This window comes from Aquitalea sp. USM4 (assembly GCF_004328945.1).
In the GTDB taxonomy this organism is placed as follows: domain Bacteria; phylum Pseudomonadota; class Gammaproteobacteria; order Burkholderiales; family Chromobacteriaceae; genus Aquitalea; species Aquitalea pelogenes.
The window spans coordinates 3,584,248-3,610,864 of the sequence record NZ_CP029539.1 but is presented as its reverse complement, the minus strand read 5'-3'; the positions used below and the strand labels follow the sequence as shown (position 1 = coordinate 3,610,864).

Here is a 26,617-nt window from a genome sequence, read left to right as displayed (position 1 = left end):
GAATGTCTTTCAGCCCAGCAGCTTGCTGGAGTTGATCAGTTGGCGGGACAGTTCGGCCAGCCGCAAGCCGCTTTGCATGGCCTGGCTGCGCAGCAGCGCATAGGCGTCGGCTTCGGACAGCTGGCGGCGCTCCATCAGGATGCCCTTGGCGCGTTCGATCAGCTTGCGCTCTGCCAGTTGCTCTTCCATCTGCAGCAGTCGCTTTTTGAGACGGGCGTCTTCTTCAAACTTGACCCGTGCCATGTCGATGATCGGTGCCAGGCGGCTGGCCGCCACCTGATCCACCACATAGGCGGTGACACCGGCACTGACCGCAGCCTGAATGGCGGGCAAGCCGCCTTGCTCGGCAAACATCACCACCGGGCGTGGCGCGGCATGGCCCATCAGTGCCAGTTGTTCCAGTGTGTCGCGGGAGGGGGATTCGGTATCAATGATGATGATGTCGGGAGACTGGCTGTCCACCAGCTGCAAAAGCTCTGCCGCGCCTTGTGCCTGTGCCACCACCAGATAGCCAGCCGCCGTCAGCGCAGCATGCAGCTGCGCCATCGGGCGGTCGGTATCGTTGACCAGTAATAGTCGTAATGGAGTGGAAGCAGTCATGGCAGCCATCATCGGGTGATGACCACCAGGGATGCAATTTTCGTGCCCAAGGCCAGCCAGTGCGAGGCACTGCACGCTCCCCGCACCGCTTAGCCCTTGAACTCAGTTTGCCCGCTCTGGCAGCGGTATTTGCAGCCACTGCTGATAGAAGGTTTCGATGTCCGGCTCGAAATCGTGAATCACCGGATACCAGGGGGTGGGTGCTTCCACATCATGCATGGTGGCGCATTGCGGGCAGTAATACTCGCGATACACCTGCCACTGCGTGTCCGGTGCCATCAGCGGCGGGTACACCTCGGCCATGGCTTCGGGGCTATCACGCACATGAATCATGGCATTGAGCTTCCAGTTTTCGCGGTAATCACCAAACACATGGCCGCAATCGCACTGCGTCACCCAGCGCTTGTCTTGGCAGGACTGCACGATATACAGGTGCGGACCCAGTGGCAGGATGATGCGGTCGGGAAAGCTCACCTTCTCCTGCAAGGCGGCCAGGTATTGCACAAAGCGCTGCTGATCCTTGGGCATGGACAGCATGCGAAAGGTGGTGTCCCAGTCCAGCGTGCCATCCACCAGATGGGAAATCTGTTCATTGGTATATGCCGACATGTGCTGTCTCCTTCAGCATGGGGTTTACTCTTCCACCTGCACCACGGTGGTGACATCGGGTAGCAAGGACAAATCCATACGATGTTTGGCACCATAAGACGGCACCCCCAGCTCGCTCTCCAGCAGCTGCCAGTCGTCCGGCAAGCTCCAGAAGGCCTTGAACTGGCGGCTGAACTTGTCCGACAAGGCAAAACTGGTGGCAAACATGTGCTGCACCTGTACCGATGCCTGCCTGGCCAGAATCCGCTCGCGTTCCTGCTGCATCCAGACGCGGGTGGGCTGCGCACGGGCCAGCCTTTCCTGCCGCATTTGCGCGCGTCGCTGCCGGGTTTTTGCCACGTCCACGGTATAACGGCCCTTGCTGTCACAGCTGAACACCGCGCCATACACGCGTTCTGCGTATTCCGGCAACAGGAATTGCTGGTTCAGGTCGGCCTCTATCGCCTTGGGGTCGCGGTCTATCGGGTCGCCAAAACCCGGCCCGCCGCGCAGGTAGTTCAGGTAGAGGTCGTAGTTGTCATAGCAGTCTTCGGTGCTCATGCACTGCTTGTCACGCTTGACCCTGGCCCCCGCTTCCAGATGTCGCTCATAGTCTGGCTGTGTCGGGTTGGCATCCCCGCCCAGCGGCAGCGATTCGCCAGCAGCAATGCGTTTTGCCAGCCCGGTGTTATGCGCTTCAAAACGATAGCCGGTGGCCGCGGGGTAGCCGCCCATCAGCCCCCAGTCGCTGTTCATGTAGCCATTGCCCATGAAGAACATGGTCCAGTCCTGTGCCTTCCATACCATGCGCAGGGTTTCGAAACCGCAGCCGCCACGGTATTTGCCATAGCCACCGGAGTTGGTTTTGACATTGCGCCCCAGGTAAAGCAGTGGCTCGGCCATTTCCCAGATTTCGATATCACCCATATCGCCTTCCGGGTTCCAGATGGCAGCAGCGTGGTTCAGCCCGTCTTTGATGGCGCTGGCCCCGGTGCCGCAGGAGCTGGCTTCAAAGCTGTTGACCGCATGGATTTCGCCATCCTGATTGATGCCGCCGCCTTGCAGCCAGTTGGAGGTGTTGGCATTACCGGCATTGACTTCTTCCAGATAGCCACGACTGAAATAGGCCTGACTCAGCCCGCGCCACAAGGCGGACCAGCCGGACACCAGAAAATGCCAGGCGTAGGCATGTCCGGTACGGCGGTCATCCGGGTTGCACCACGTGCCCTTGGGCAGGCGGAACTCAGTCGCGTAGTAAGCGCCATCGTTGATACGCTGGGTGGGCACCAGGGTCTGGCACATCATCACCCATATACCAGAGGTGAAGGCCACCTGGTGGGCATTGAAGGTGTGCCAGCCCCAGCGGCTGGCACCTTCGAAGTCCAGCCGCCATTTGCCGTCCGGCCTGATGGTCATCTCGCAGGGGGAGTGCATGATGGAATCCAGCTTGGCAAAGGCATTGGATACCTGCACGTCTTCGTGTTTGTAGGGCACATCAACAAACGACACCTTGCGGTACACGCCCGGCAGGGTCATGGCCTTGATGCGACCCATCAGTCCGCGACGCCCTTCTTCTATCACTTCGAAGGCAAATTTTTCGTAGGCTTCAATGCCATCGGCCCGGATCACCTCCTCAACCAGATCGCGGATCATGTGGCAGCCGGCAATGCGGGTTTTTTCGTCGAGGATCCAGTACTTGGGCGTGCGTACCGAACGCTGCGATTCGTGCAGCCAGTCACGCAGCGGTACATCGTTGATGCCGGTCTTGCGGCAGGTAATCATGTAGCCATCACCAAAGCGCTGGGTTTGCCCGGTGGACATGGAGCCCGGCGTCACCGCTCCGGTGTCGATGACATGGGTGACCCCGCCCACCCAGCCTATCAGCCTGCCCTCCCAGAAAATGGGCACAATGGTGGCAATGTCGCAAGGGTGGACATTGCCGATGGCGCAGTCGTTGGTGGTGAACATATCACCGGGATGGATGCCGGGATTGCTCTCCCAGTCGTTCTCGATCATGTACTTGATGGCTGCACCCATGGTGCCGACATGAATGATGATGCCGGTGGAGGTGAGCACGCAGTCACCGGCAGCGTTGTACAGGGTGAAACACAGTTCCCCCTCTTGCTCGACGATGGGGCTGGCCGCGATTTTCTTGGCTGTTTCACGGGCATGCACCAACCCGCCGCGCAGCTTGGAAAACAGCTTTTCGTAGCCGATAGGGTCGCCATCGCGCAGTGCCAGCTCTGTCAGCCCGTTGTAATGCCCGGTGGCACGGGTGCGTTCGATGATGGCGTCGCGGTACTGCTTCAGGGTCTGGCCGTTATGCAACAGATTGGCCGAGCCGAATTCCTGCTTGCTAAACATGTTCATGGTGCGTCTCCTTATTGCAGCTGGCTCAGATGAAACAGTCGGTGCTTGTCCAGCCGGGTGGCAAAGCCGTCGGGCACGACAAAGGTAGTGGCATCGGATTCGATGATGGCTGGCCCGATGATGTGATTACCGGCCTTCAGGCCTTCCATGCTCCACAGCGTGGCTTCAGACCATTTTTTGTGGCGGTAGAACGGGCGGGTTCCCAGACAGGCGGCGGCGGGCGGAACCGGGCCGGCGTCCGGGTCTTCCGGCAAGGCGGGTTTCTGGGTGATCACCGTGCCGCGCAGGATGGCTGCGGTAATGGAAAAGCCCAGCTCCGGCGAGCGTGCGGCAGTGGCATAAACCCGGCCATAGGTGGTTTCGAAAGCCTCGACCATCCGGTCCCAGTGTTCGGCCGTACTGGCCCAGGTGACCGGCGAGACGATTTCCAGATCATTCAGCTGCCCCATGTATTGCATCTTGAAACCGGGTATCAGCAATACGTCCTCGGGCTGGTAGCCATTGAGCACGAATTCGTCGATCACCTTGAGCGCCAGGTCAGACCAGGCTTCCTGCAAGGTTTGGCAGGCTGCCACCTTTTCCGCTGCGCTGGCATGCTGTGCCACACCCAGATCCACCGACTTGTCATAGCGGTATTCAAAGTCGGCACAGGCACAGCCAAAGGCCGAGAAGCCAGCCGCCCAGGCCGGGACCACCACGTCCTTGAAACCGACACCGCCGGTATAACCATAGGTATGCACCGGCCCGGCCCCGCCATAGGAGAAGCAGGTGAATTCCGCCGGGTTGTAGCCCTTGGCGCTGATGTTGGCACGCAGGTATTCGGACAGGGTGAGGTCCAGCAGCTCGATGACACCTGCTGCGGCATCTTCCACACTCAGGCCCAGCGGGTCGGCAATTTGCGCCTTGATATGCTGCCGGGCACGGGCGACATCCAGCTTGATGGCGCCGCCAAGGAAGTTGTCCGGATTCAGATAGCCCAGCACCACATGGCAGTCCGACACCGACACGGTATCCAGACCGCTTTCCGGCCAGCAGGTACCCACCCGGTATCCGGCGCTGTCCGGCCCCAGCTTGATGGCCTTGCTGTACGGGTCCAGCCGCACGAAGCTGCCGGCGCCTGCGCCGACCGAATCCATGGCCACCAACGGCAGCGACAGCACCAGCCGGGCCATGTCAGGGTCGGACTTGATGGCGAAGTTGCCCTTGGTGATCAGGGCGACATCGAAGCTGGTACCGCCTATGTCCGAACAGGCGATATTGTCATCACCCAGGTATTCGCCCAGCAGCTTGGCCCCGATCACCCCGCCGATGGGGCCGGACACGATGGTGCGTGCCAGTTCCTTGGCCTTCCAGCTGATGGTGCCGCCGTGGGTGGCCATCACCCGCAGGTCAAAGCGCGCTCCGTACTTGCTGAACAAGTCGCTGACCTGCTTTAGCGTCTGACGTGATGGCTCGGCTCCGTAGGCTTCCAGAATGGTGGTATTCATGCGGTGGCTTTCCTTGCGCGACGGGTAATAGTCCACCGAGGCAAAGACAGGCAGCCGGGCATGGGCCTGTTGCAACTCATCCAGCACAATGTCGCGCGCCTGCTGTTCGCTGTGCGGGTTCTTGTGCGACTGCAACAGGCAAATGACGATGGCCTGGGCACCGGCTTCCAGCAGCTCGCGGGTGGCCTGGCGCACCTCATCCTCGCGCAGCGGGATGACAATTTCTCCCTGCACGTCGGTGCGCTCCGTCACGCCCCGTGTGCGGGATACCGGCACCAGCGGTTCATCGTAACGATGGGTATTCAGATGAATGCGGTCTTCCAGCGCATAGCCCAGATAGCTTTGCAAGGCTCGCCCCATGGCGTGGATCTGCTCGAAGCCCTTGTTGCAGATCAGACCCACCGGCAAGCCCTTGCGGGCCAGGATGCGGTTAAGCATGGCCGTGCCGGAGTACACGCAGGTCACCAGCTCCGGATACACATCGTCAACCGTCCGGCCCCAGTGTGCCAGCGCATCCCGCGATGAGTGGTAAATCGCATGTGACTCGTCAGCGGGATTGCTTTGAGCCTTGCCAACGACAAAACGCCCATCTTCGCGGACGAAAAAGGTGTCGGTCATCGTGCCGCCTGCATCAATGCCCATCACCTGAACAATGGATCGCCTTTGCATATTGATTCCTCCAGACTGAGTGGTTCGACATCGTGGTCTTGCCCTGACAACCTCAAGTGGCAGCCAACCTGGCTGCGACAAATCTTTTGGCCAGAAACCAATGACAGGCACCACGTGACGGGGAATGCCCCCAGCCGGGTAATGGCAACATGCGTGCCATCCTTGAAACCAAAACAGGTTTTCCACTTTTCCATTTATTTACAATGACTTGCAAAAACAAAAAACATGGAATGACGGAAAACGCACCTCAGTCAGGATGTCTTGAATACGGACAAGGGCGCGGACAGTGTACGGAATACGGACAGCCCGCCTGACCGATGGGTGCAGGCCGGTTCTGACCGATTTCCACGATGATGGACGCTGTTTCCGCCACGCCTCATTCCACATTCCACTTATGCTGAAGGTGAAATCTCCATGCCACGTTCAAAACCGCTGATTCCGAGTGCCGTCAACGATCAACGGGTTGCCAGTTGCTGGGAAGCATTCATCTGCCAGGAAAGCAGCTCGTCCGATGTTGTCCGCCAGGTTATCTGGCAGTCCTGGCTGCGCTGTCGCTCCAGCGAGGTCAACCCGACACTGCAAGTTGCCCCGGTCATCGACAGCAAACAGCTGCTGACTGCACGCTGCCAGCAGGCAGAAACACTGCTTGGTGCGGCACGCCCGGTGATGGGCCTGTTGCGGGAGGTGCTCAAGGAATCCGGCTCGATGATCATGCTGGCCGACGCAGACGGCATGATTCTTGACCAGCACGGTGCCCATCGCGCAAGGCAGGCCGGCGAGCAGGTGAATCTGGCACCCGGCGGTTTCTGGACCGAATCGCTCATCGGTACCAATGCCATCGGAACCGCCATTGCCACCGGCCAGCCGGTTCAGATTCATGCCAACGAGCATTACTGTCTGGATATCAAGCAATGGACCTGTGCCGCCGCACCCATCTTCGACCCCTACAGCCAGGCCTTGCTGGGCGTGATCGACCTGTCAGGACGCAAGGATACCTTTCACGGCCATTCACTGGGCCTGGCCATCGCGGCGGCCAGACAGATCGAATGCACACTGCTGCAACAAGCCCATTCCCTCAATCACCGCCTGCTAGAGCTTTCCACCCTGGCCTTCAATCAGTACCGCAATGACTGCCTGCTGCTGTTTGACCGGCATGGCCGCCTGCTGAAACAAAACGGCAAGCTGCACGAGGCACAGCAGCAACACGGCGTCAGCCTGTTACATGACGGCAACTGGTATCTGCCCGCCTGCAACCTGGGCGACCCGGCCGAACTGCGTCAGCAACAGGCACCTGCCTGGCTGCAACAGGGTTGGGTACAAGGACTGCAGGAAAAGGGACAACAGCTGGGCAGCCTGCTGATCATTCCCTTGCGGCAAGCCGGAACGCCAGTCAAACCGGCGGTCTGTGCAAGCCCTCAGCCTCCAGCGGATGCCTTTGATGCCATCATCGGCAGCAGCCCGGGCCTGCATGCCACCCGGCAGCAGGCCCGGCGTCTGGCAGTACTCGACCTGCCGGTATTGCTGCTGGGTGAAACCGGGGTGGGCAAAGAGCTGTTTGCCCGCGCCATCCATCAAAGCTCCGGCCGGGCGACTGCCCCCTTTGTTGCGCTCAATTGCGGGGCACTGTCACGCGACTTGCTGGCCAGCGAACTGTTTGGCTATGTCGACGGCGCTTTTACCGGTGCCCGTCGTGGCGGCATGCCAGGCAAGATAGAACAGGCCGATGGCGGTACATTGTTTCTGGATGAAATCGGTGAAATGCCGCTGGAAGTGCAGCCCCATTTGCTGCGGGTGCTGGAAGACGGCCGCGTGGTGCGACTGGGCGATCGACATGAACGGCAGATCAAGCTGCGGCTGGTTGCCGCCACCAACCGTGACCTGCAGGCCGAGGTAGCCTGCGGCCGGTTCCGCAGCGACCTCTATCACCGGCTGTGCGTCAGCAGCGTGCTGATTCCGCCCCTGCGCTCGCGCAAGGAGGACATCATCGACCTCATTGCCCATCTGGACACGCAATTTGCCCGCAAATATGGCACCACAGGAAAGCGGCTGGGAGAAGGTGTCATGGCGGTACTGACCCGGCACGACTGGCCCGGCAATGTCAGGGAATTGCGCAATGTGTACGAGATGCTGTTTGCACTGTGCGACGGAGAATGCATAGACATGGCGCAACTCCCGCCCGACCTGCTGACAGGCCGCATGCGGTACGGCGAACAAGCAGATATCAACCCGCAGCAGGAAAACCGGCTGGACGCCATCGAAAGACAGGCCATAGAGCGGGCCATCGCGCAGTCGGACGGCAACCTGTCCCGGGCAGCCCGCAGCCTGGGCATCTCACGCTCCACCCTGTACACCAAACTGGCGGGCATGCGCGCTAGCAGCAAGTCGGTACGCAAAGACTAGACGGCAGCTATGCCACTGCAGCCTCAGCTCGCCCCGCTGGCCGCACTGGCCGCACTGGCCGGTCCATGCTGCAGGCAGGCATGGTGCAGAAACTCGCCAAAGCGCTGCGTGGTATACACATACCACGCATTGTCGATGCTGAAGCTTTGCACACCACCCGCCAGATTAGGGGCAGCGAAGTAGAGGATGGCCCGGTCACGCCCCTGACCACTGACGCAGTCCAGCTCGGTGAGGATTTCCGCACTGTGCACGGCACTGCCGCCCAAAACAAAATTCAGGCTCCACCACAAGGAAATGGTGCCGCCCTTCTCCTGTTTCACCGGCTTGTTTTCCAGGCTGGCGTTCTGTTCGCACTGATCACTGCATTGCCAGTACAAGGGCGTTGCCTGGGCTTGCAATGCAAGGCAGGACAGCAACAAGCAGCACAAGCCGGCAATGGCATGGGGCAGGAAGGTACGCAGGATATGGGCGGAAGACATGATGGCAAGGGCAGCGGCAGATTCGACAACAAGCCGACAGGCCATTGCCTTGCAACAGCCTGCCGGAAGTGTTGCCAATGTAATGGCAATGCCGGCAGGCGATGACATCATTTACCGGAAATTACACCGCCATGGCTGGCTGCAAGTGTCAGACATCAGGCCGGCATGGCAAACAGCTGGAACAGCTCCTTGAGGTGCGGTGCTTCAAAGCGGCGGCGCACGGTAATGGCGTAGAAGGTTTCTTCCACCCCCTGCACCGAGCCGTATTTCTCCAGCATCCCCTTGCCCAGTTCATCCTTCACCACAATGGCCGGAATCAGTGCCACGGCACCGGCATCGCGTGCCAGCAGACGCAAGGTGGCCATATCGTCCACTTCGGCGCGGATGCGTGGTTCGATACCCAGTTTTTCGCACAGCAGGTCGAAGCGCACGCGGATTTCACTTTTGGCACTGGGCACCACCAGCCATTGCTGCCGCAGGATCTGCGCCAGGTTGAATGGCCCGTCAACCAGCCCCGGCGGGCCGATCAGGCAAACCTCCTGCCGTGCCAGCGTGCGGCAGCGCCAGGGGTGCTTGTCGTCGGCAATCACCGGGCGGTTGCTCAGCACCACGTCCAGTTCGAAGGCGGCCAGCCGGCTGAGCAATTCTTCCAGCCCGCCTGCTTCCAGGTTCAGCTTGACCGACTGCCGCCCCAGTACCGGATGCAAAAAGCTTTCCAGAAAATTGCGTGACAGGGTGGAGACGCTGCCAATACGCAGCTGGCCGCCCTGCCCGGCATCCTGACTGGTGGTGGTGGCCAGCAGCTCGTTGCCCAACGCGAAAATGGCCTCGGCATAGCGCAGCACCGATGCGCCCATTTCGGTCAGCAGCAGTTTCTTGCCTTCGCGCAGGAATAAGGGCGTGCCCAGTTGCTCTTCCAGCTGGCGGATTTGCGCCGACAGCGCCGACTGGGAAATATGCAGCCGTTCCGCAGTACGGGTGAGGTGGCCTTCCGCCGCCACACGCCAGAAGTAATACAGATGATGATAGTTGAGGCGATTAATCATTCTGTTTAATAGATTGATTTGTCCATATTAATGTATTTTACCGAACAAGCTTTGGCAGGCATAGTGCCGCTGTGTTCAATAACCAGTGGTTTGACGCCATGTTGCCATCCTTTCACACCCTGCTTGCCGTGCTGTGGCTGCTGCCCGCCCTGATGCACGGCAAGCTGTCGCACCACTGGTGGCTGGCCCAGGCCAGCGCGGCGGGCGGCGCACTGTGTGCAGCAATATTGATGGCCTGGCAAGGCCTGCACGCTGCCTTGCTGTTCCAGTTGCTGATCCAGCTGCTGGCCTGGGTGATCTTGCGTTTTTCCGCCCGCTACCTGAGCGGCGAAACCGGCCAGGCTCGGTTTTTGCGCGCCGTGGGCTGGCTGCTGTGCGGTGCCACGCTGGTGGTGGCCAGCCAGGACTGGCTGACCCTGCTGGCCGGCTGGCTGCTGACCAGCCCGGCACTGCAAAGCCTGCTGACCTTCTTCCCCCAGCGGCCGCAGGCGCGCATAGCCGCCCGGCGCGAAGCCGTGGCCAGCCGGCTGGCCGAACTGTGCCTGCTGCTGGCCGCCGGACTGATCAGCTGGGCGGTGGGTTCCATGTCATTCGATGTAGTAGCCCAGCCACTGACCTCCCCCAATGCCGAACTGGCACGCCAGCTTGGCGCAGTATTGCTGGTGGGCTGCGTGGTACTGAAAACCGCCCAGCTGCCGTTTCATGGCTGGCTGACCCAGGTGATGGAAGCGCCCACGCCGGTATCGGCCCTGCTGCATGCCGGGGTGGTGAATCTGGGCGGCATGGTGCTGATCAAGCTGTCTGCACTGTGGAGCGTGGTGCCGCTGGCCAGCTGGCTGCTGGTGTTGTGGGGCGGCCTGACTGCAGGCCTTGCCTGCTGGGTGATGCAAACCCGCATCAGCATCAAGCTGCGGCTGGCGTGGTCCACCTGCGCGCAAATGGGTTTCATGCTGATGGAGTGCGGTTTGGGTCAGTATTCGCTGGCGCTGCTGCACCTGGTCACCCATTCCATTTACAAGGCACATGCTTTTCTCAGTTCTGGCAGCCAGGTACGTGCCACCATCCGCCAGAGTGCCACCACCGGCCAGCACGGCAAGCTGTGGCATGCGGGTAGCGGCATCGCCGGCATCGCGCTGCTGCTGGCCAGCCTGCAAGCCTGGCAGCTGGCGCTGGGCCATGCCCTGCAACCACCCCTGCTGCTGATTGTGGTGATTGGCCTGGGGCTGGCCCCGCTGTGCCAACGCAGCCTGCGCGGCTATGCAGTGGCCTTGCTGCTGTGTCAGGTCTACCTGCTACTGCACACCCTGTTTGCCACCCTGCAAGCCGACCAGGCCAGTGCGCCGCTTGGCTGCCAGCTGCTGGTTGCGGCCTTGTTTGTGGCGCTGTTCCTGCTGCAAGGCTGGCTGCAGCACCACCCGGACCACGCACTGACCCGCCGCCTGTATGCGCTGGCCTTTGGTGGCCTGTATCTGGACGAATGGTGGGTACGCACCAGCATGCGCACCCGGCTGTACCGCCTGGGTCGCCTCTCCCAACCACGCCAGCAAGGAGCAACCGCCCATGACCATGCCTGATTCCCCCTTGCAGCACGCCATTAACAACGCAGCAGGCCGGATTGCCCCCAGCTGGCCGCTGGACAGCCTGCTGGCCAGCTCACCTTACTGGGGCTTGCGCCAGCAGCACTTTGCCAGCGCCCACGACGGCTTGCAGCGACTGGCGGACAGCCGCCTGCATCTGGACGAATCTGACTATCAACAGGCTTTCCGCGACGGCAGCATCCGCCTGCCCCACCTGCAAGCGGCACTGCATGAAGCAGGCCTGCACTGTGCTGCCAGCGACTGGCTGTCACAGCCCGCCAGCGAGACCGCCAGCCGGCCTGCCCGTTTATTGCAGAGCAACTGGCGCCAGGACCCGGCAGGCCATGCCGGTTTGCAAAGCTGGCAACAGGTGATTACCCAGCAGATCAGCCAGTGCTGTGCCGCATGGTTCGACCACGACCAGGCCGAATGGCAGCCGGACCGTCACGGCCAGCTTTACCAGAACTGGCTGGCGGAAATGCGCATCCAGCCTGTGCCCAGCCCGGACCCGGCTCTGCGTCAGGCAATGCAACAGGCCATCGCCACACTGCCGGAAGATCACCACAGCCTGCTTGACCAGGCGGTGGCACGCTTGCAGGCCCGGCCCGACTGGCTGGCCGACTGGTTTTATGTGCTGCTGCAACGCAATAGCGGCTGGGCCGCCTGGTGCCGTTACCAGGGCTGGCAGGCCGAGTTGTCCGGCGGCCACAGCAGCCTGCTGCAACAGCTGCTGGCCATGCAGCTGGGCTGGGAATGGCTGCTGGATGATGGCAAGCGCGATGCCGACAGCCACTGGCAGCACTGGCAACAGGCCTGGCATGGCCAGTCAGTTGCAGCAGCACCAGCACGTGGCCTGATCTGGCAACGTGCGGCAGAACTGGCCACCCATGCCGGCTTGCTTGCGCAACTGGCCCAGGCTCCGGCCCAGCCGGATAGTGCAAGTACCGACATCCACGCCGTGTTCTGTATCGACGTGCGCTCCGAACCGATGCGCCGGGCACTGGAACAAACGGCACCCGGCATCCGTACCGCCGGGTTTGCCGGTTTCTTCGGCCTGCCACTGGCCATCCGCTTTGCCGGAGAGGACCACAGCCAGCCACGCCTGCCCGGCCTGCTGGCTCCCAGCTGGGAAGCGGTGATGCCGCCGCTGGACAAGGGCCTGCAGGAATGGGGCCAGTTTGAACGCGCCCCCTTGTCCAGTTTCACCCTGGTGGAAAGCGCCGGACTGGGCAAGGTGGGCAAGTTGCTGCGCAAGGCCTTCCCCGGCAAACGCCGCGCCACGCTGGCCGAGCTGGACCCCTGGCTCAACGACAAGGAACAGGCCATGGTATCGGCCGGTCGTCAGCTGGGCAGCGACGCCATCATCACCATCCTGCAAACCCTGCTGCCTGCCATGGGGCTGGGCCAGTCGTTTCCGCGCACCGTGTTGCTGATTGGCCATGCCAGCCACAGCAGCAACAACCCGCAAGCCTCGGCCCTGCAATGTGGTGCCTGCGGCGGCCACGGCGGCCATTTGCACGTGCTGCTGCTGAGTGACTGGCTGCAGCGGCCGGAGGTACGCGCCGGGCTGGCGGCGCAAGGCATGGTAATACCGGAAGACACGGTGTTTCTGCCGCTGCTGCACCTGACCCATAGCGATGAGCTGGAAGTACTGCCGCTAGACCAGCTGTCCCCGGCACTGCAACAACGTGCCGCCAGCCTGCAAGGCTTGCTGGAACAGGCGGGTCAGCGCGCACGGGAACGGCGCAAAGGGCAGGATGGTATTCGCCCCGACATCGACAGCAACGCCCTGCTGGCCCTGTTGCGGCAAAAAGGCCATCACTGGGCGGAAACCCGCCCGGAATGGGGGCTGGCCAATAACGCCTTTTTCATCGCGGCACCGCGCAGCCGCACCCGCACGCTTGACCTGCAAGGCCGCGCCTTCCTGCAGGAATACGACTGGCGGCAAGACCCGGCAGCCAGACAGCTGGCCGGCATCTTTGGCGGCCCGCTGGTGGTGGCGCACTGGATCAACATGCAGTACTTCGCAGCGGTGGTGGACCCCAAACGCTACGGCAGCGGCAACAAGCTGCTGCACAACGTGGTGGGCGGGCGCATCGGCGTATTCGAAGGTAATAGCGGTGACTTGCGCATCGGCCTGTCCTGGCAGTCGGTACACGATGGCCAGCAATGGCGGCACGCACCGCTGCGCCTTGCCGCCTGCATCGACGCACCGGCAGAGCTGATTGCAATGGCACTGGAGCAGCAGCCGGAAGTGGCCACGCTGGTGGCCAATGGCTGGCTGCACCTGTACCGCTTTGCCGACAAGGGCATGGAATATTGGCAACACGGCAACTGGCAGCCATTCACGCTGCCGCAGGATGCCGCCACAGACACTGGAAACACGATATGGAAATCCTGACCCCGCATCGCGACGACATCAGCCGCGCTGCCAACTTGCTGCAAGACGGCCAGCTGGTGGCCCTGCCCACCGAAACCGTATATGGCCTGGCTGCCAATGCCGAAGACCCGGCCGCGGTGGCCAGGGTGTTTACCGCCAAGGGCCGCCCGGCGGACCATCCGCTGATCGTGCACATTCCAGACATCAGCCAGCTGTCGCGCTGGGCCGACCCCATCCCGCCGCAGGCACTGCAGCTGGCGGCCGCCTTCTGGCCCGGCCCGCTTACCATGGTGCTGCCTGCCGCGCCCAGCGTGTCGCGCCTGATTACCGGTGGTCAGGATACGGTGGCAGTGCGCTGGCCCGCGCACCCGCTGTTCCAGGCGGTGCTGGACAAGCTGGGCCACGCGGTGGTGGCACCGTCGGCCAACCCGTTCGGCCATATCAGCCCCACCTCGGCTGCGCATGTGGCGCGCCAGCTGGAAGGACGCATTGCCGCGGTACTGGATGGCGGAGCCTGCCGGGTGGGCGTGGAATCCACCATTGTCGACCTGTCCGGCCCGGCCCCGCGCATATTGCGTCCGGGCAGCATCAGCGCCGCGCAACTGGCGGACATCCTGCCGCTGTCCGGCCAGCACAGTGCCACTGCGCCACGTGTACCCGGTGCACTGGCCTCGCACTATGCACCGCGCCTGCCCTGCTTCCGCTTTGAAGCCGGCGAGCGCCAGCAGCTGGACCCGGCCCTGTGGCAAGGCCGCTTTGCGCTGATCAGCCTGGACAATGCCGCACCGCCCCCCAGCCAGCCCTGGCAGCACTACGCCCTGCCAGGCAACCCGACAGACTACGCCAGCCAGATTTACAGCGTCCTGCATCAGGCGGAGGCCAGCGGTGCGGCGCATATCGTGATAGAAATGCCGCCACATGACGCAGCCTGGCTGCATGTGCGTGACCGGCTGCTGCGAGCCAGCACCCCGGCTGCCTTGGGCAAGCCCGATTCACATTGAGTACTGCAGACAACTGACCATTCGGCTAGCATGGAGCAAGAACAACACAACAGCACACGAGGCAAGCCACACCATGGAGCGCAACGCAGCGGGAAAACACGCACTGCATCTGGAAACCGCACCGACATGTCGTATCTGCAAGGATGGTCAGGAACTGGACTTTGCCTTCAGCTATGCGTTTCAGCCCATCATCGACATCGCCAGCCGCCAGATTTTCGCCCATGAGGCGCTGATTCGCGGCCCGGCTGGCGAAGGGGCGCTCACCGTGCTGCAACAAGTGACCGATGCCAACCGCTACCGCTTTGACCAGGCCTGCCGGGTGAAGGCCATCCGCACCGCAGCCCGGCTGGGCATGCAAAGCCGCTTGTCGATCAACTTCCTGCCCAATGCCATCTACCGCCCGGAAGTGTGCATCAGCACCACCTTGCAGGCGGCGCGCGAGTTTGGTTTTCCCGTCGAAAACATCGTGTTTGAAACAGTGGAAGGCGAACAGATTGCAGACGGCAAGTGGCTGGCCGAGGTCTTCCGTGAATACCAGCGCATCGGTTTTCTCACCGCGATTGATGACTTTGGTGCCGGTTATGCGGGCTTGAACCTGCTGGCTGATTTCCAGCCCGACATCATCAAGCTGGACATGGCACTGGTGCGCAATGTCCAGCAGCGGCGACCCAGTCAGGTGATCATCCGCAGCGTGGCCGACATCTGCCGCGAACTGGACATCCGCCTGATTGCCGAAGGGGTGGAAACCGAAGACGAATACCGCTGCCTGCAAGACCTGGGCATCAGCCTGATGCAGGGCTACCTGCTGGCGCGGCCCTTGTTCGAGCACTGCATGCAGCACGTGCCGCCCCACCTGCCCGCCTGATTCAATCCCCCACCTGCCGGTCGCGGTACTGGGCAAACTGTGCGCGCAACAAGCTGCGCAAGTGCTCTGCCGCAGCACCAGGCTGGTAGCCGCTGCGCGTGATCAAACCCAGCGTGCGCGATATCTGCGGGTCGGTCAGTGCAATACCCGTCAGCTGATGGCGGTAGGCCGGAGTCAGCGACAATTCCGGCACCACCAGCACACCCAGACCGGCCTCGGCCATGCCATACGCCCCTTGCAGATGACTGGCTTCATAGTGGATGCGCGGCCGCTGCGGCAGGCTGGCCAGATGATGGTCCAGCAACAGGCGGTTGCCGCTGCGCTGTGACACGCCAATCAGGCGCTCGCCCACCAGGTCTTCCCAGCGCAGGCGGCGCTGCGCTGCCAGCGGGTGGTCGTGCCGCACCACGGCCAGATAGCGCTCGGTCAGCAATGGCTCAAAGTCGATATTAGGGTCTTCGGCACCAATAAAATTGATGCCGAAGTCGGCACGCCCTGCCAATACCTGCTCCAGCACCTCTTGTGCGCCTTCATCAAACACCCGCAGGCACAGCGCGGGGTAGCTGGCGGCCAGCCCGGCCAGCGCGGCGGGTAACAGGTGCTGCGCCACAGACGGAATGCTGGCAATCGACACCACTCCGCTGCGGCGCTCGGCCCGCTCGCTCAGGCCGCTCATGGCCTGTTCCAGTTCGTCCACCACATTCTGCGCATGCAACAGGAAATGCGCGCCCTCCTCGGTCAGCCGCACGCTGCGCGTGGTGCGCTCCAGCAGGCGTACCTGCAAGGACTGCTCCAGTTTTTCGATGCGTCGGCTCAAGGCCGGTTGCGACAGGTACAAGGCCTCGGCTGCGGCCTTGAAACTGGACTTCTCCGCCACCGCCAGAAATGCCTGCAATTCATTGAGTTCCAGATTGATGCGCGCCATCGATTAATCCATGAAATAAAAGCAATTAAACATTTATTGCATCTTGTGCATTATTTCAGCACAACACATACACAACAAGAGGAGATCAACATGGCAAGGACATGGAAGCCAGGCTGCGGCCTGGCCGCGCTGCTGCTGGCGTTTGCCTGCACCCAGGCAATGGCAGACCAACTGACCGTGGTCAGTTCCGGCGGTTTTGCCGCGGCATTGAAGCTGCTGGCACCCAGATTCGAACAGGAAACCGGCCATCAGCTGAAACTGGAATGGGGCCCGTCCATGGGCGACACCCCGCAGGCCATTCCGCAGCGCCTGGCGCGCGGTGAAAAAATCGACGTGCTGGTGATGGTGGGCAGCGCACTGGACCAGCTGCAAGCCCAAGGCCGGGTGGTAGCGGACAGCAATACCCCGCTGGCTGCATCGCGCATTGCGCTGGCGGTAAAACACGGCTGCCCACAGCCGGATATCAGCACCCTGGCCGCATTGAAACAGACCCTGCTCAACAGCCATTCCATTGCTTACTCGGACAGCGCCAGCGGCGTGTTTTTGTCTACCGTGCTGTTTTCCCGCCTGGGTGTGGCCGAGCAGATCAAGGACCGCAGCCGCATGATTCCGGCCGAACCGGTGGGCAAGGTGGTGGCACGCGGTGAAGCCGAACTGGGCTTCCAGCAACTGAGCGAGCTGATCCCGGTTGCCGGCATCGACATTGTCGGCCTGCTGCCGGAACAGGCACAGCAAGTCACCACCTTTTCCGCTGGCATCAGCCGTGACAGCGGACACCCTGCAGCGGCACGCCAGTTGCTGCGCTTTCTTGCTTCGCCGCAGGTTGCGGCAAGCATTCGCCAGACCGGGATGACACCGGTCAGCACCTCCGCTCAATGACAAGGACGACGACATGACCACTGCCAGCCCACGCCAGTCCAGCCTTTCCATGGTGTTACGTGTTACCAGCGGTAACTTCCTGGAAATGTTCGACTTTTTCCTGTACGGCTTTTACGCCACCTATATTGCCAAAACCTTTTTCCCCAGCGGTAACCTGTATGCTTCGCTGATTCTGGCCTTTGCCACTTTTGGTGCCGGTTTTCTGGCGCGTCCCATCGGTGCCATCGTGCTGGGCAGCTATATCGACCGCATCGGTCGCCGCAAGGGGCTGATTGTCACCCTGGCCATCATGGCCTGCGGCACGGCCCTGATCGCCTTTGTGCCAGGCTATGCCAGTATCGGCCTGGCCGCACCCGTACTGGTACTGCTGGGCCGCCTGCTGCAAGGCTTCTCTGCCGGGGTGGAACTGGGCGGGGTGTCGGTTTATCTGGCGGAAATGGCCACACCGGGCCGCAAGGGTTTCTTTGTCAGCTGGCAGTCGGCCAGCTAGCAAGTGGCCATCATGTTTGCCGCCGTACTGGGCTACCTGCTGCACCAGGCCTTCAATAGTCACCAGATCGACCAATGGGCATGGCGCATTCCATTCTTCATCGGTTGCATGATCATCCCCTTCATTTTTGCCATCCGTCGTTCACTGCAGGAAACCGATGCCTTCCTGGCACACAAGCATCACCCCAGCTTTGCCGAAATCCTGCGCTCCATTGCGCAAAACTGGCAGCTGATCACCGGCGGCATGCTGCTGGTGGTGATGACCACGGTGAGCTTTTACCTGATCACCGTCTACACCCCGACTTTTGGCAAGAGCGTACTCAAGCTCAGTGAAAACGACAGCCTGCTGGTGACCTTCTTTGTCGGCCTGTCCAACTTCATCTGGCTGCCCATCATGGGCGCGCTGTCCGACCGCATTGGCCGCTGGCCGCTGATGCTGGGTTTCAGCCTGCTGGCCATGCTCACCGCCTACCCGGCGCTGGCCTGGATGGTGGCCTCTCCCAGCTTTGGCCACATGCTGGTGGTGGAGCTGTGGTTGTCCTTCCTGTATGCCAGCTATAACGGTGCCACCGTGGTGGCACTGACCGAGCTGATGCCCAGTCACGTGCGTACCGTGGGCTTTTCGCTGGCCTACAGCCTGGCCACGGCAATTTTTGGCGGCTTCACCCCGCTGGTATCCACCGCGCTGATTGACGCCAGCGGCGACAAGGCTGCGCCCGGCTACTGGATGATGATGGCCGCAGCCTGCGGCCTGGCCGCCACCCTGATGCTGTACCGCAAGGACATCCGCAGCCGCTTTGTCGGCAAGGCTGCCACCGCCTGAGCCTTAGCCTCTCTCCGTGTGCTTTTTCTTACCAGTCAGCACATGTTCAGCCTCCGTCGGGAGGCTTTTTTTATTTCTGCGGCCGATTCGGCAGTAGACTGCGCCTTGCACGAGCAAGCGGAACTGCAGTCAAGAGGACAAGCAATGGAGTTAAGGCAATTACGCTATTTTGTCAGCGTGGTGGCGCAGGGCAGTATGGGGCGCGCCGCGCTGGAACTGGGGGTGGGTACCTCGGCACTGAGCCAGCAGATCAGCCGACTGGAGGGTGAACTGGCCACCCGGCTGTTGCAGCGCACCTCCAGCGGCGTGGTGCCCACCGATGCCGGCCTCGCGTTCTGGCGGCAGGCGCAACTGGCCATCCGCCATGCCGACGACGCCATGCGCGCCGCCCAGCTGGCGCGACTGTCCGGCCATGTCAGCGTGGGCATGGCCCCCAGCACCACCGGCGTGCTGGGCCTGCCCTTCATGGCGGCCATGCGCGAGCGTTACCCGGACATCCGCCTGCATCTGGTGGAAAACCTGTCCGGCAATCTGGCCACCATGCTGGGCGCACGCCAGCTGGATCTGGCCGTGCTGTTCCAGGAAGAGCGCACCCGGCGCTGGAGCGTGCTGCCGCTGCTGGAGGAAAAGCTGTTCCTGATCTGCCGCCGCGACCTGCCTGCAGCACCCACGCAGGACCACATCAGCCTGGCCGAGCTGGGCGACATTCCGCTGATCATGCCCAGTGGCCCGCATGGATTGCGCGCCCTGCTCAACAACGCCAGCACCCAGGGTGCGCACGCGCTGAACATCAGCGCGGAAATCGACGGCCTGTCGCTGTTGATGGATGCAGTAAGGGCCGGTTACGGCGCCACCATCCAGCCCGGTGCTGCCATTGCCCGCCTGCCACCGGAAGAGTTCCGTCTGATTGACATCATCGATGACAGCGTCAGCCGCCCCAACCTGCTGGTAAGCCTGTCCGATGACGAGCTGTCACCGGCCGGACTGGCCACTCGCGTGGTGCTGCAACAGGTGGCCAGCGAACTGGCCAGCAGCGGCGAGTGGCCGGGAGCTACTGTTTACAATCGCTAAACACCTGTTGCCCGATCCGGTCTGGCGGCCGGGCTGAGGGCTTTTTACAGTCTCCGCTTGTCTCAGGGAGGCTGTACCCATGTTTGATGTTCTGATCATCGGCGGCGGCAACGCCGCACTCTGCGCCGCACTGATGGCCCGCGAAGCCGGGGCCTCGGTGCTGCTGCTGGAGTCCGCCCCGCGCGCCTGGCGCGGCGGCAATTCGCAGCACACCCGCAACCTGCGCTGCATGCACGATGCCCCGCAAGACGTGCTGGTGGATGCATATCCGGAAGAAGAGTACTGGCAGGACCTGCTGCGCGTCACCGGCGGCCAGACCGACGAAGCGCTGGCCAGGCTGGTGATTCGCGCCAGCGGCAGCTGTCGCGACTGGATGCGCCGTCACGGCGTGCACTTTCAGCCCTCGCTGTCCGGCGCATTGCATACGGCGCGCACCAATGCCTTTTTCATGGGCGGCGGCAAGGCGCTGGTGAATGCCTATTACCGCAGCGCCGAACAGCTGGGCGTGGTGGTTCGCTACGACAGCGCGGTTGAGCGGCTGGAATTGCAGGATGGCCGCTTTGTTGCTGCCCATCTGTCAGGTGGCGAGCGCATCACCGCGCGCAGCTGTGTACTGGCTGCTGGCGGTTTCGAATCCAACCGCGAATGGTTGCGCAGCGCCTGGGGCCAGAACGATCAGGGCGACTGGCCGGCGGACAACTTCCTCATCCGTGGTACCCGTTTCAATCAGGGCGTACTGCTCAAGTTCATGCAGCAGGCCGGGGCCGACATGGTGGGCGACCCGTCGCAATCGCACTGCGTAGCCATTGACGCCCGCGCACCGCTTTACGATGGCGGCATCTGTACCCGGGTGGACTGCGTGTCGCTGGGCATCATGCTCAACCGCAACGCCGAGCGCTTTTACGACGAGGGCGAGGATTTCTGGCCCAAGCGCTATGCCATCTGGGGGCGGCTGGTGGCACAACAGCCGGAGCAGATCGGCTATTCCATCATCGATTCCAAGGCCATCGGCCGCTTCATGCCGCCGGTATTCCCCGGCAACAAGGCCGATACCCTGCCGGAGCTGGCGCGGCAACTGGGGCTGGACGAGGCGCGCTTTGTCGACACCATCCAGCGCTACAACGCGGCCTGTCAGGCCGGGCAGTTCGACCACACCGTACTGGACAACTGCCACACCGACGGCCTCACCCCGCCCAAAAGCCACTGGGCCTTGCCGCTCGATACCCCGCCCTACTACGGCTACGCGCTGCGCCCCGGCATCACCTTTACCTATCTGGGCCTGAAAACCAATGCCGACGCCGCCGTGCACTTTGCCGGCCAGCCCAGCCCCAACCTGTTTGTGGCCGGTGAAATGATGGCCGGCAATGTGCTGGGCAAGGGTTATGTGGCCGGTATCGGCATGGCCATCGGCACGGCTTTTGGTCGTATTGCCGGCAGCCGTGCCGCGCAGGCGGCTCAGGCTGTTTCACAAGGAATCTGACATGCAACAACTCACCCGCCTGATCGACGAGGCGCAACAACTGGCTGCCGGCCAGCCGGGCTCCCTGCTGGACAAGGCCGAGGCCGAAGTGGCGCGCGATTTGCAAATCTGCAATGCCTGCCGTTATTGCGAGGGCTTTTGTGCGGTGTTTCCCGCCATGACCCAGCGGCTGGAATTCGGCCAGGCCGACATCCATTACCTGGCCAATCTCTGCCACAACTGCGGCGCCTGTCTGCATGCCTGCCAGTACGCACCGCCGCATGAATTTGCCGTCAACATTCCCAAAGCCATGGCTCAGGTGCGCCAGCAAAGCTATACCCGCTTTGCCTGGCCGGGCGCGCTGGGGCGGCTGTATCACCACGCCGGGCTGACCGTTGCGCTGGCACTGGCTGCCGGCCTCGCGCTGTTCCTGCTGCTGTTGCAGGCACTGGCCCCGACAGTGAACAGCGGCAATTTCTACGACTACTTCCCGCACCATCTGCTAGCCGGGCTGTTCGGCCCGGTATTCGGCTTTGCCGTGCTGGCGCTGGGCATGGGTGTGCGCCGCTTCTGGCGTGACATCAGCCCGCAAGCGCCGGATGTACCGGCGGTGCTGGATGCCGGTCATGCAGTGGCCACGCTGAAGTATCTGGATGGCGGTCACGGTCAGGGCTGCAATAACGCCGACGATGCCTACACCCTGTGGCGGCGGCGTTTTCACCACTTCACTTTCTACGGCTTCCTGTCCTGCTTTGCCGCCACGCTGGTGGCCACCGGCTACCACTATCTGCAGGGTCTGCCAGCCCCCTATGCACTGAACAGCCTGCCGGTGCTGCTGGGCATTGCGGGTGGTATCGGCCTGCTGATTGGCCCTGCCGGCCTGCTGTGGCTGAACCTGCAGCGCGACCCGCAGCATGGCGACATACAACAACGCCCGATGGACCGCGGCTTCATTGCCCTGCTGCTGCTCACCAGCGCCAGCGGCCTGCTGTTGCCGTTTGCCCGCCACAGCCATGTGCTGGGCAGCCTGCTGGCCGTGCATCTGGGCGTGGTGATGGCACTGTTCCTCACCCTGCCCTATGGCAAGTTCGCCCACGGCATTTTCCGCAGCGCGGCCTTGCTGAAATGGGCAATCGAAAAGCGTCAACGCCGCTGACCGTCCGTCAGTAAAACATCCAGAAAAGCAATAAATACAACGCAACAAAGGAGAGTACTCATGCAACAAGCGCCAGCCAGCCAGCACCCTGCCCAGTCCCGACTGGGTGCGGTACTGCGCGTGACCAGTGGCAATTTTCTCGAACAGTTCGATTTCTTTCTGTTCGGTTTTTATGCCAGCTATATCAGCAAGGCATTTTTCCCCACCAGCAGCGAGTTTGCCTCGCTGATGCTGACCTTTGCCGTCTTCGGTGCCGGTTTCCTGATGCGCCCGCTGGGTGCCATCGTGCTGGGCAGTTATGTGGACCGCATCGGCCGCCGTCAGGGGCTGATCGTGACGCTGGGCATCATGGCCTGTGGTACGGTGCTGATTGCCTTTGTGCCGGATTACAGCCAGATAGGGCTGGCCGCGCCCCTGCTGGTGCTGCTGGGCCGCTTGCTGCAGGGCTTTTCCGCCGGGGTGGAACTGGGTGGGGTGTCGGTGTATCTGGCCGAAATTGCCACGCCGGGTCACAAGGGCTTTTACACCAGCTGGCAGTCGGCCAGCCAGCAGGTGGCCATCGTGGTGGCGGCAGCCATCGGCTATGGCATCCAGCTGTGGCTGAGCCCGGAGCAGATTGCCGCCTGGGGCTGGCGCGTGCCGTTCTTCATCGGCTGCCTGATCATTCCGCTGATTTTCCTGCTGCGCGGTTCCTTGCAGGAAACCGATGCCTTCCTGGCGCGCAAGCACCGCCCCAGCCTGCGTGAAATCTTCGGCACCATCGGCCTGCACTGGCGCACCATCGTGGCGGGCATGTTTCTGGTGTCGCTCACTACCACGCTGTTTTACTTCATCACCGTTTACACCCCCACTTTTGGCAAAAGCGTGCTGCACCTGAGCGCGCAGGACAGCCTGGTTGTCACCTTGTGCGTGGGCCTGTCCAACTTCTGCTGGCTGCCCGTCGGCGGGGCGCTGTCCGACCGCATTGGCCGCAAGCCCTTGCTGCTGGGCATTTCACTGCTGGCCTTGCTGACCGCCTACCCGGCAATGGCCTGGCTGGCTGAAGCAGCCAGCTTTACCCGGCTACTGACGGTGTTGCTGTGGTTCTCTTTCTTCTTTGGCATGTATAACGGCGCCATGGTGGCAGCACTGACCGAGGTCATGCCGGTGTATGTACGTACCGTAGGTTTCTCGCTGGCCTTCAGTCTGGCCACCGCCATTTTTGGTGGCCTGACCCCGGCAGTATCTACCGCGCTGGTGGAAATGACGCACAGCAAGAGCTCGCCTGCCTGGTGGCTGCTGTTTGCCGCACTCTCGGCCTGCCTGGCCACGCTGGTGCTGTTTGCACCACGGCGTCAGCATCTGCATCAACACAAGCATCAACAGCACTAGGCTTTGGTCTGGCTGTAGCTTGATGGCCTGTGAAAACAGGCCATTTTCTTTTGTACGGTCCGGGGCAAATCGGTTTTGCGCTCAAGCCCATTGTCATGCAAGATGCTAAATAGTGCCTGTCACACAAGTAGCCCTCATGACAACTGAACATCGCATGCTGCGCGCCTTCAAACTGCGCTATCTGTTTGCACTGGCGCTGATGGCGGTGCTGGCCACCACCACCTATGTGGCACAGCAAATGGTGATCTCCTCCCAGCAAAGCACCGCGGCACTGGTGAACGTCAGTGGCCGCCAGCGCATGCTCAGCCAGCGTATTGCGCTGTACAGCCAGCAGCTGGCCACCCTGCCTGCGGGCAGCCAGGGCAGCGCCCGCAAATCCTTGCAACAAGCCATCAGCCTGATGGACAGCAGCCACCAGGCGCTGATCAAGGGCAAGGCAGAACTGCACCTGCCTGCCACCATGTCCGGGCAAATCCATGACTTGTATTTTGCCTCGCCCAAGGCCATTCATTTTCTGGAAACCCGTTACCTGTCCCTGGCCAGAGCATTGCTGCAACAGCCCCCAGGCAGCGTGCGCGCGGACTCTCCAGCCTTGCAACAGCTATTGCAACTGGCAGGCGGCGACTTGCTGCAAGCGCTGGACGCCGCCGTCAAACGCTACCAGCAGGAAGGCGAAGCCGCGGTGGATACCCTGCAAACAGCAGAAACCATCGCCTGGCTCAGTGCGCTTGGCCTGCTGCTGCTGGAAGGCCTGTTCATCTTCTTGCCTTTTGCCGGGCACATGCGCCGGGTGATTCAGGCCCTGGAGCGCAGCCAGCAGGATTTGCAGCAACACCAGCACCACCTGGAAGCGGAAATCGAAAAGCGCACCCATGCCTTGCTGGCCCGTGAACAGCAGCTGAACAAATTCTCCCTGGCCATCCAGCAAAGCCCGGCCAGCATTGTCATTACCGATATCGACGCCCGCATCGAATACGTCAACGAGGCCTTCCTGCGCAATACCGGCTACAGCCGCGATGAAGTCATCGGGCAAAACCCGCGCCTGCTGCACGCCGGGAAAACCGGCAAGGCGGTGTATGCCCAGCTGTGGAGCACCTTGCAAAGCGGCCAGGTATGGCAAGGGGAATTCATCAACCGGCGCAAGGACGGCAGTGAATATGTGGAAGCAGTGGTGATTGCCCCCATGCGCCAGCCGGATGGCAGCATCACCCACTATGTGGCCATCAAGGACGACATCACCGATAAAAAGGCCGCCCTGGAAGCCATTCGCCAAAGCGAGCTGAAATTCCACAGCATGATGGACTGGTCAAGCGACTGGGTGTACTGGATCAAGCCGGATGGCCGTTTTCATTACATGACCCCGTCGGCGGAGAAAATCAGCGGTTATCCGCCCGCGGCATTCGAACAGGACCCGGCCCTGCTGGAGACCATCATTCACCCGGAAGACCTGGCGCAATGGCGGCAGCATCAGGCCACCTTGCCACAAGCCACCGACACGGCAACGGAACGGGAACTGGATGTGCGCATCATCCGCAAGCAGGGTGATATACGCTGGGTCAACCAGACTGCACGGCCGCTGTTCAACGAGACGGGAGATTACCTGGGCCAGCGCGTTACCCTGCATGACATTACCGAGCGCAAGGCCGCGGAGGAAGAAATTCGCCGGCTGGCCCATTTCGATCCGCTTACCATGTTGCCCAACCGTCGCCTGCTGTTCGACCGGCTGGAGCAGGCAATGAAAAACAGCGAACGCAGCCAGCAATATGGCGGGCTGTTGATGCTGGACCTGGACCAGTTCAAGAAACTCAACGACACCCTGGGCCATGAAATGGGTGACAAGCTGCTACTGCAAGTAGGCCACCGCCTGCGCGACAGCCTGCGCGGGGTGGACACCGTGGCACGGCTGGGCGGGGACGAGTTTGTGCTCATCATCGAAGAGCTGGGCAGCAACGAAACCCTGGCTGCCAGCCGGGCCGAACAGATTGCCGAAAAAATCCGTGACGCACTGGCACGCCCCTACTGCCTGGACTCGCAGCAGGAAGGCGAACACCTGTACACCGCCAGCATTGGCCTGACCCTGTTCCGCGGCCAGCACACCTCGCTGGAAAACCTGCTGAAACAGGCCGATGTGGCGCTGTACCAGTCCAAGGATGCCGGACGCAACCGGGTACGTTTTTTCAGCCCCACCATGCAGGCCCACATCGAGGCACGCGCCCAGCTGGAAAACGCGCTGCGTCTGGGCTTTGCCCGCAAGGAATTTCTGCTGTACTACCAGCCGCAGGTTAACCAGTATGGCCAGATAACCGGCGCGGAAGCCTTGCTGCGCTGGCAATCGCCAGAGCGTGGCATGGTGTCACCGGCCCAGTTCATTCCGCTGGCGGAGGAAATGGGGCTGATTCTGGAACTGGGAGAATGGGTGCTTCATACCGCCTGCCAGCAACTGAAGCAATGGGAAGATCAGCCGCAATTCGCCGGACTGGAGCTGGCGGTGAATGTCAGTGCGCGCCAGTTTCACCAGCCGGACTTTGTCGAATCGGTACAACGCTGCCTGCATTTGAGCGGTGCCAACCCGGCCCGGCTCAAGCTGGAGCTTACGGAAAGCATCGTGCTGGAAAACCTGGACATGGTGGTGGAGCGCATGCAGCAACTTGGAGCGCTGGGCATCCGCTTTGCGCTGGATGACTTTGGCACCGGCTACTCCTCGCTGTCCTATCTGAGCCGCCTGCCGCTGGACCAGCTGAAAATCGACCAGTCATTCACCCGCCAGCTGGGGCAGAACCCGGCCACCAGCGCCATCGTCAAGGCAATACTGGCCATGTCGCGCGCACTGGGCCTGCAGGTAATTGCCGAGGGTGTGGAAACCCATGTGCAGCGCGACTTCCTGGAAAGTCATGGCTGTTATGCCTACCAGGGCTATCTGTTTGGCAAACCCATGCCGATCAGTCACTGGGAACAGGACCCGGCCTGAATGCCCTTGCCAGC

The 26,617-nt window shown here is 61.9% G+C and carries 18 protein-coding genes and 1 pseudogene; 12 read left to right on the top strand and 7 right to left on the bottom strand.

Annotated features, from left to right (window positions below; genetic code table 11):
* Positions 1-9: 9 nt before the first annotated feature.
* The 4 genes from DKK66_RS16625 to DKK66_RS16610 form a co-directional block, all read right to left on the bottom strand.
* On the bottom strand, positions 10-600 hold the full coding sequence (locus DKK66_RS16625; RefSeq protein ID WP_131359851.1) for an ANTAR domain-containing response regulator: 591 nt from the start codon (positions 598-600) through the stop codon (positions 10-12).
* A 102-nt stretch (positions 601-702) separates the two neighbouring features.
* The gene (locus DKK66_RS16620; RefSeq protein WP_062788554.1) at positions 703-1,209 is read right to left on the bottom strand and encodes an acetone carboxylase subunit gamma; all 507 of its coding nucleotides are present in this window, start codon (positions 1,207-1,209) and stop codon (positions 703-705) included.
* 24 nt (positions 1,210-1,233) lie between these two features.
* On the bottom strand, positions 1,234-3,558 hold the full coding sequence (locus tag DKK66_RS16615; protein WP_131359849.1) for a hydantoinase B/oxoprolinase family protein: 2,325 nt from the start codon (positions 3,556-3,558) through the stop codon (positions 1,234-1,236).
* A gap of 11 nt (positions 3,559-3,569) precedes the next feature.
* Positions 3,570-5,714 (bottom strand): hydantoinase/oxoprolinase family protein, encoded by a 2,145-nt coding sequence (locus DKK66_RS16610; protein ID WP_131359847.1) that lies wholly within the window; start codon positions 5,712-5,714, stop codon positions 3,570-3,572.
* Between the two features lie 414 nt (positions 5,715-6,128).
* Between DKK66_RS16610 and DKK66_RS16605 the strand changes: the two genes are divergently transcribed.
* Positions 6,129-8,114: a sigma-54-dependent Fis family transcriptional regulator gene (locus tag DKK66_RS16605; RefSeq protein WP_131359845.1), complete on the top strand. Its 1,986-nt coding sequence runs from the start codon at positions 6,129-6,131 to the stop codon at positions 8,112-8,114.
* 23 nt (positions 8,115-8,137) lie between these two features.
* Here the strand turns inward: DKK66_RS16605 and DKK66_RS16600 are convergent, their stop codons facing one another.
* Positions 8,138-8,593, bottom strand: coding sequence for a hypothetical protein (locus tag DKK66_RS16600; RefSeq protein WP_131359843.1), 456 nt, complete (start codon positions 8,591-8,593; stop codon positions 8,138-8,140).
* 155 nt (positions 8,594-8,748) lie between these two features.
* A complete protein-coding gene (locus DKK66_RS16595; protein ID WP_062788546.1) occupies positions 8,749-9,639 on the bottom strand; it encodes a LysR family transcriptional regulator in 891 nt (296 codons plus the stop codon).
* Between the two features lie 98 nt (positions 9,640-9,737).
* On the opposite strand from DKK66_RS16595, the gene DKK66_RS16590 reads away from it, so the two are divergent.
* From DKK66_RS16590 to DKK66_RS16575, 4 genes are all read left to right on the top strand, one after another.
* Positions 9,738-11,213: an NADH-quinone oxidoreductase subunit L gene (locus tag DKK66_RS16590; protein ID WP_131359841.1), complete on the top strand. Its 1,476-nt coding sequence runs from the start codon at positions 9,738-9,740 to the stop codon at positions 11,211-11,213.
* Positions 11,200-13,617, top strand: coding sequence for a YbcC family protein (locus DKK66_RS16585; RefSeq protein WP_131359839.1), 2,418 nt, complete (start codon positions 11,200-11,202; stop codon positions 13,615-13,617). The genes DKK66_RS16590 and DKK66_RS16585 overlap by 14 nt, the downstream gene beginning before the upstream one ends.
* The gene (locus DKK66_RS16580; RefSeq protein WP_131359837.1) at positions 13,605-14,597 is read left to right on the top strand and encodes an L-threonylcarbamoyladenylate synthase; all 993 of its coding nucleotides are present in this window, start codon (positions 13,605-13,607) and stop codon (positions 14,595-14,597) included. The genes DKK66_RS16585 and DKK66_RS16580 overlap by 13 nt, the downstream gene beginning before the upstream one ends.
* A gap of 73 nt (positions 14,598-14,670) precedes the next feature.
* A complete protein-coding gene (locus DKK66_RS16575; RefSeq protein ID WP_131359835.1) occupies positions 14,671-15,462 on the top strand; it encodes an EAL domain-containing protein in 792 nt (263 codons plus the stop codon).
* 1 nt (position 15,463) lies between these two features.
* Here DKK66_RS16575 and DKK66_RS16570 read toward each other — a convergent pair whose 3' ends face one another.
* Positions 15,464-16,387 carry a LysR family transcriptional regulator gene (locus tag DKK66_RS16570; protein ID WP_131359833.1) on the bottom strand — a complete coding sequence of 308 codons (924 nt, stop codon included), beginning with the start codon at positions 16,385-16,387 and terminating at the stop codon, positions 15,464-15,466.
* Between the two features lie 90 nt (positions 16,388-16,477).
* Between DKK66_RS16570 and DKK66_RS16565 the strand changes: the two genes are divergently transcribed.
* The 7 genes and pseudogenes from DKK66_RS16565 to DKK66_RS16535 all read left to right on the top strand — a co-directional run bounded on the left by DKK66_RS16565 (position 16,478) and on the right by DKK66_RS16535 (position 26,603).
* Entirely contained in the window at positions 16,478-17,266 is a 789-nt protein-coding gene (locus tag DKK66_RS16565) for a substrate-binding domain-containing protein (RefSeq protein WP_131359831.1), read from the top strand.
* Between the two features lie 13 nt (positions 17,267-17,279).
* Positions 17,280-18,578 (top strand): annotated as a pseudogene (locus tag DKK66_RS16560) (MFS transporter).
* 144 nt (positions 18,579-18,722) lie between these two features.
* Positions 18,723-19,649, top strand: coding sequence for a LysR substrate-binding domain-containing protein (locus DKK66_RS16555; RefSeq protein WP_131359829.1), 927 nt, complete (start codon positions 18,723-18,725; stop codon positions 19,647-19,649).
* 79 nt (positions 19,650-19,728) lie between these two features.
* Positions 19,729-21,129: an FAD-dependent tricarballylate dehydrogenase TcuA gene (tcuA, locus tag DKK66_RS16550; RefSeq protein WP_131359827.1), complete on the top strand. Its 1,401-nt coding sequence runs from the start codon at positions 19,729-19,731 to the stop codon at positions 21,127-21,129.
* 1 nt (position 21,130) lies between these two features.
* Positions 21,131-22,264 carry a tricarballylate utilization 4Fe-4S protein TcuB gene (tcuB, locus tag DKK66_RS16545; protein WP_131359825.1) on the top strand — a complete coding sequence of 378 codons (1,134 nt, stop codon included), beginning with the start codon at positions 21,131-21,133 and terminating at the stop codon, positions 22,262-22,264.
* Positions 22,265-22,324: 60 nt separating this feature from the next.
* Positions 22,325-23,635, top strand: a complete 1,311-nt coding sequence (locus DKK66_RS16540) for an MFS transporter (RefSeq protein WP_131359823.1) — start codon at positions 22,325-22,327, stop codon at positions 23,633-23,635.
* A 136-nt stretch (positions 23,636-23,771) separates the two neighbouring features.
* Positions 23,772-26,603 carry an EAL domain-containing protein gene (locus DKK66_RS16535; protein WP_131359820.1) on the top strand — a complete coding sequence of 944 codons (2,832 nt, stop codon included), beginning with the start codon at positions 23,772-23,774 and terminating at the stop codon, positions 26,601-26,603.
* Positions 26,604-26,617: the final 14 nt, after the last annotated feature.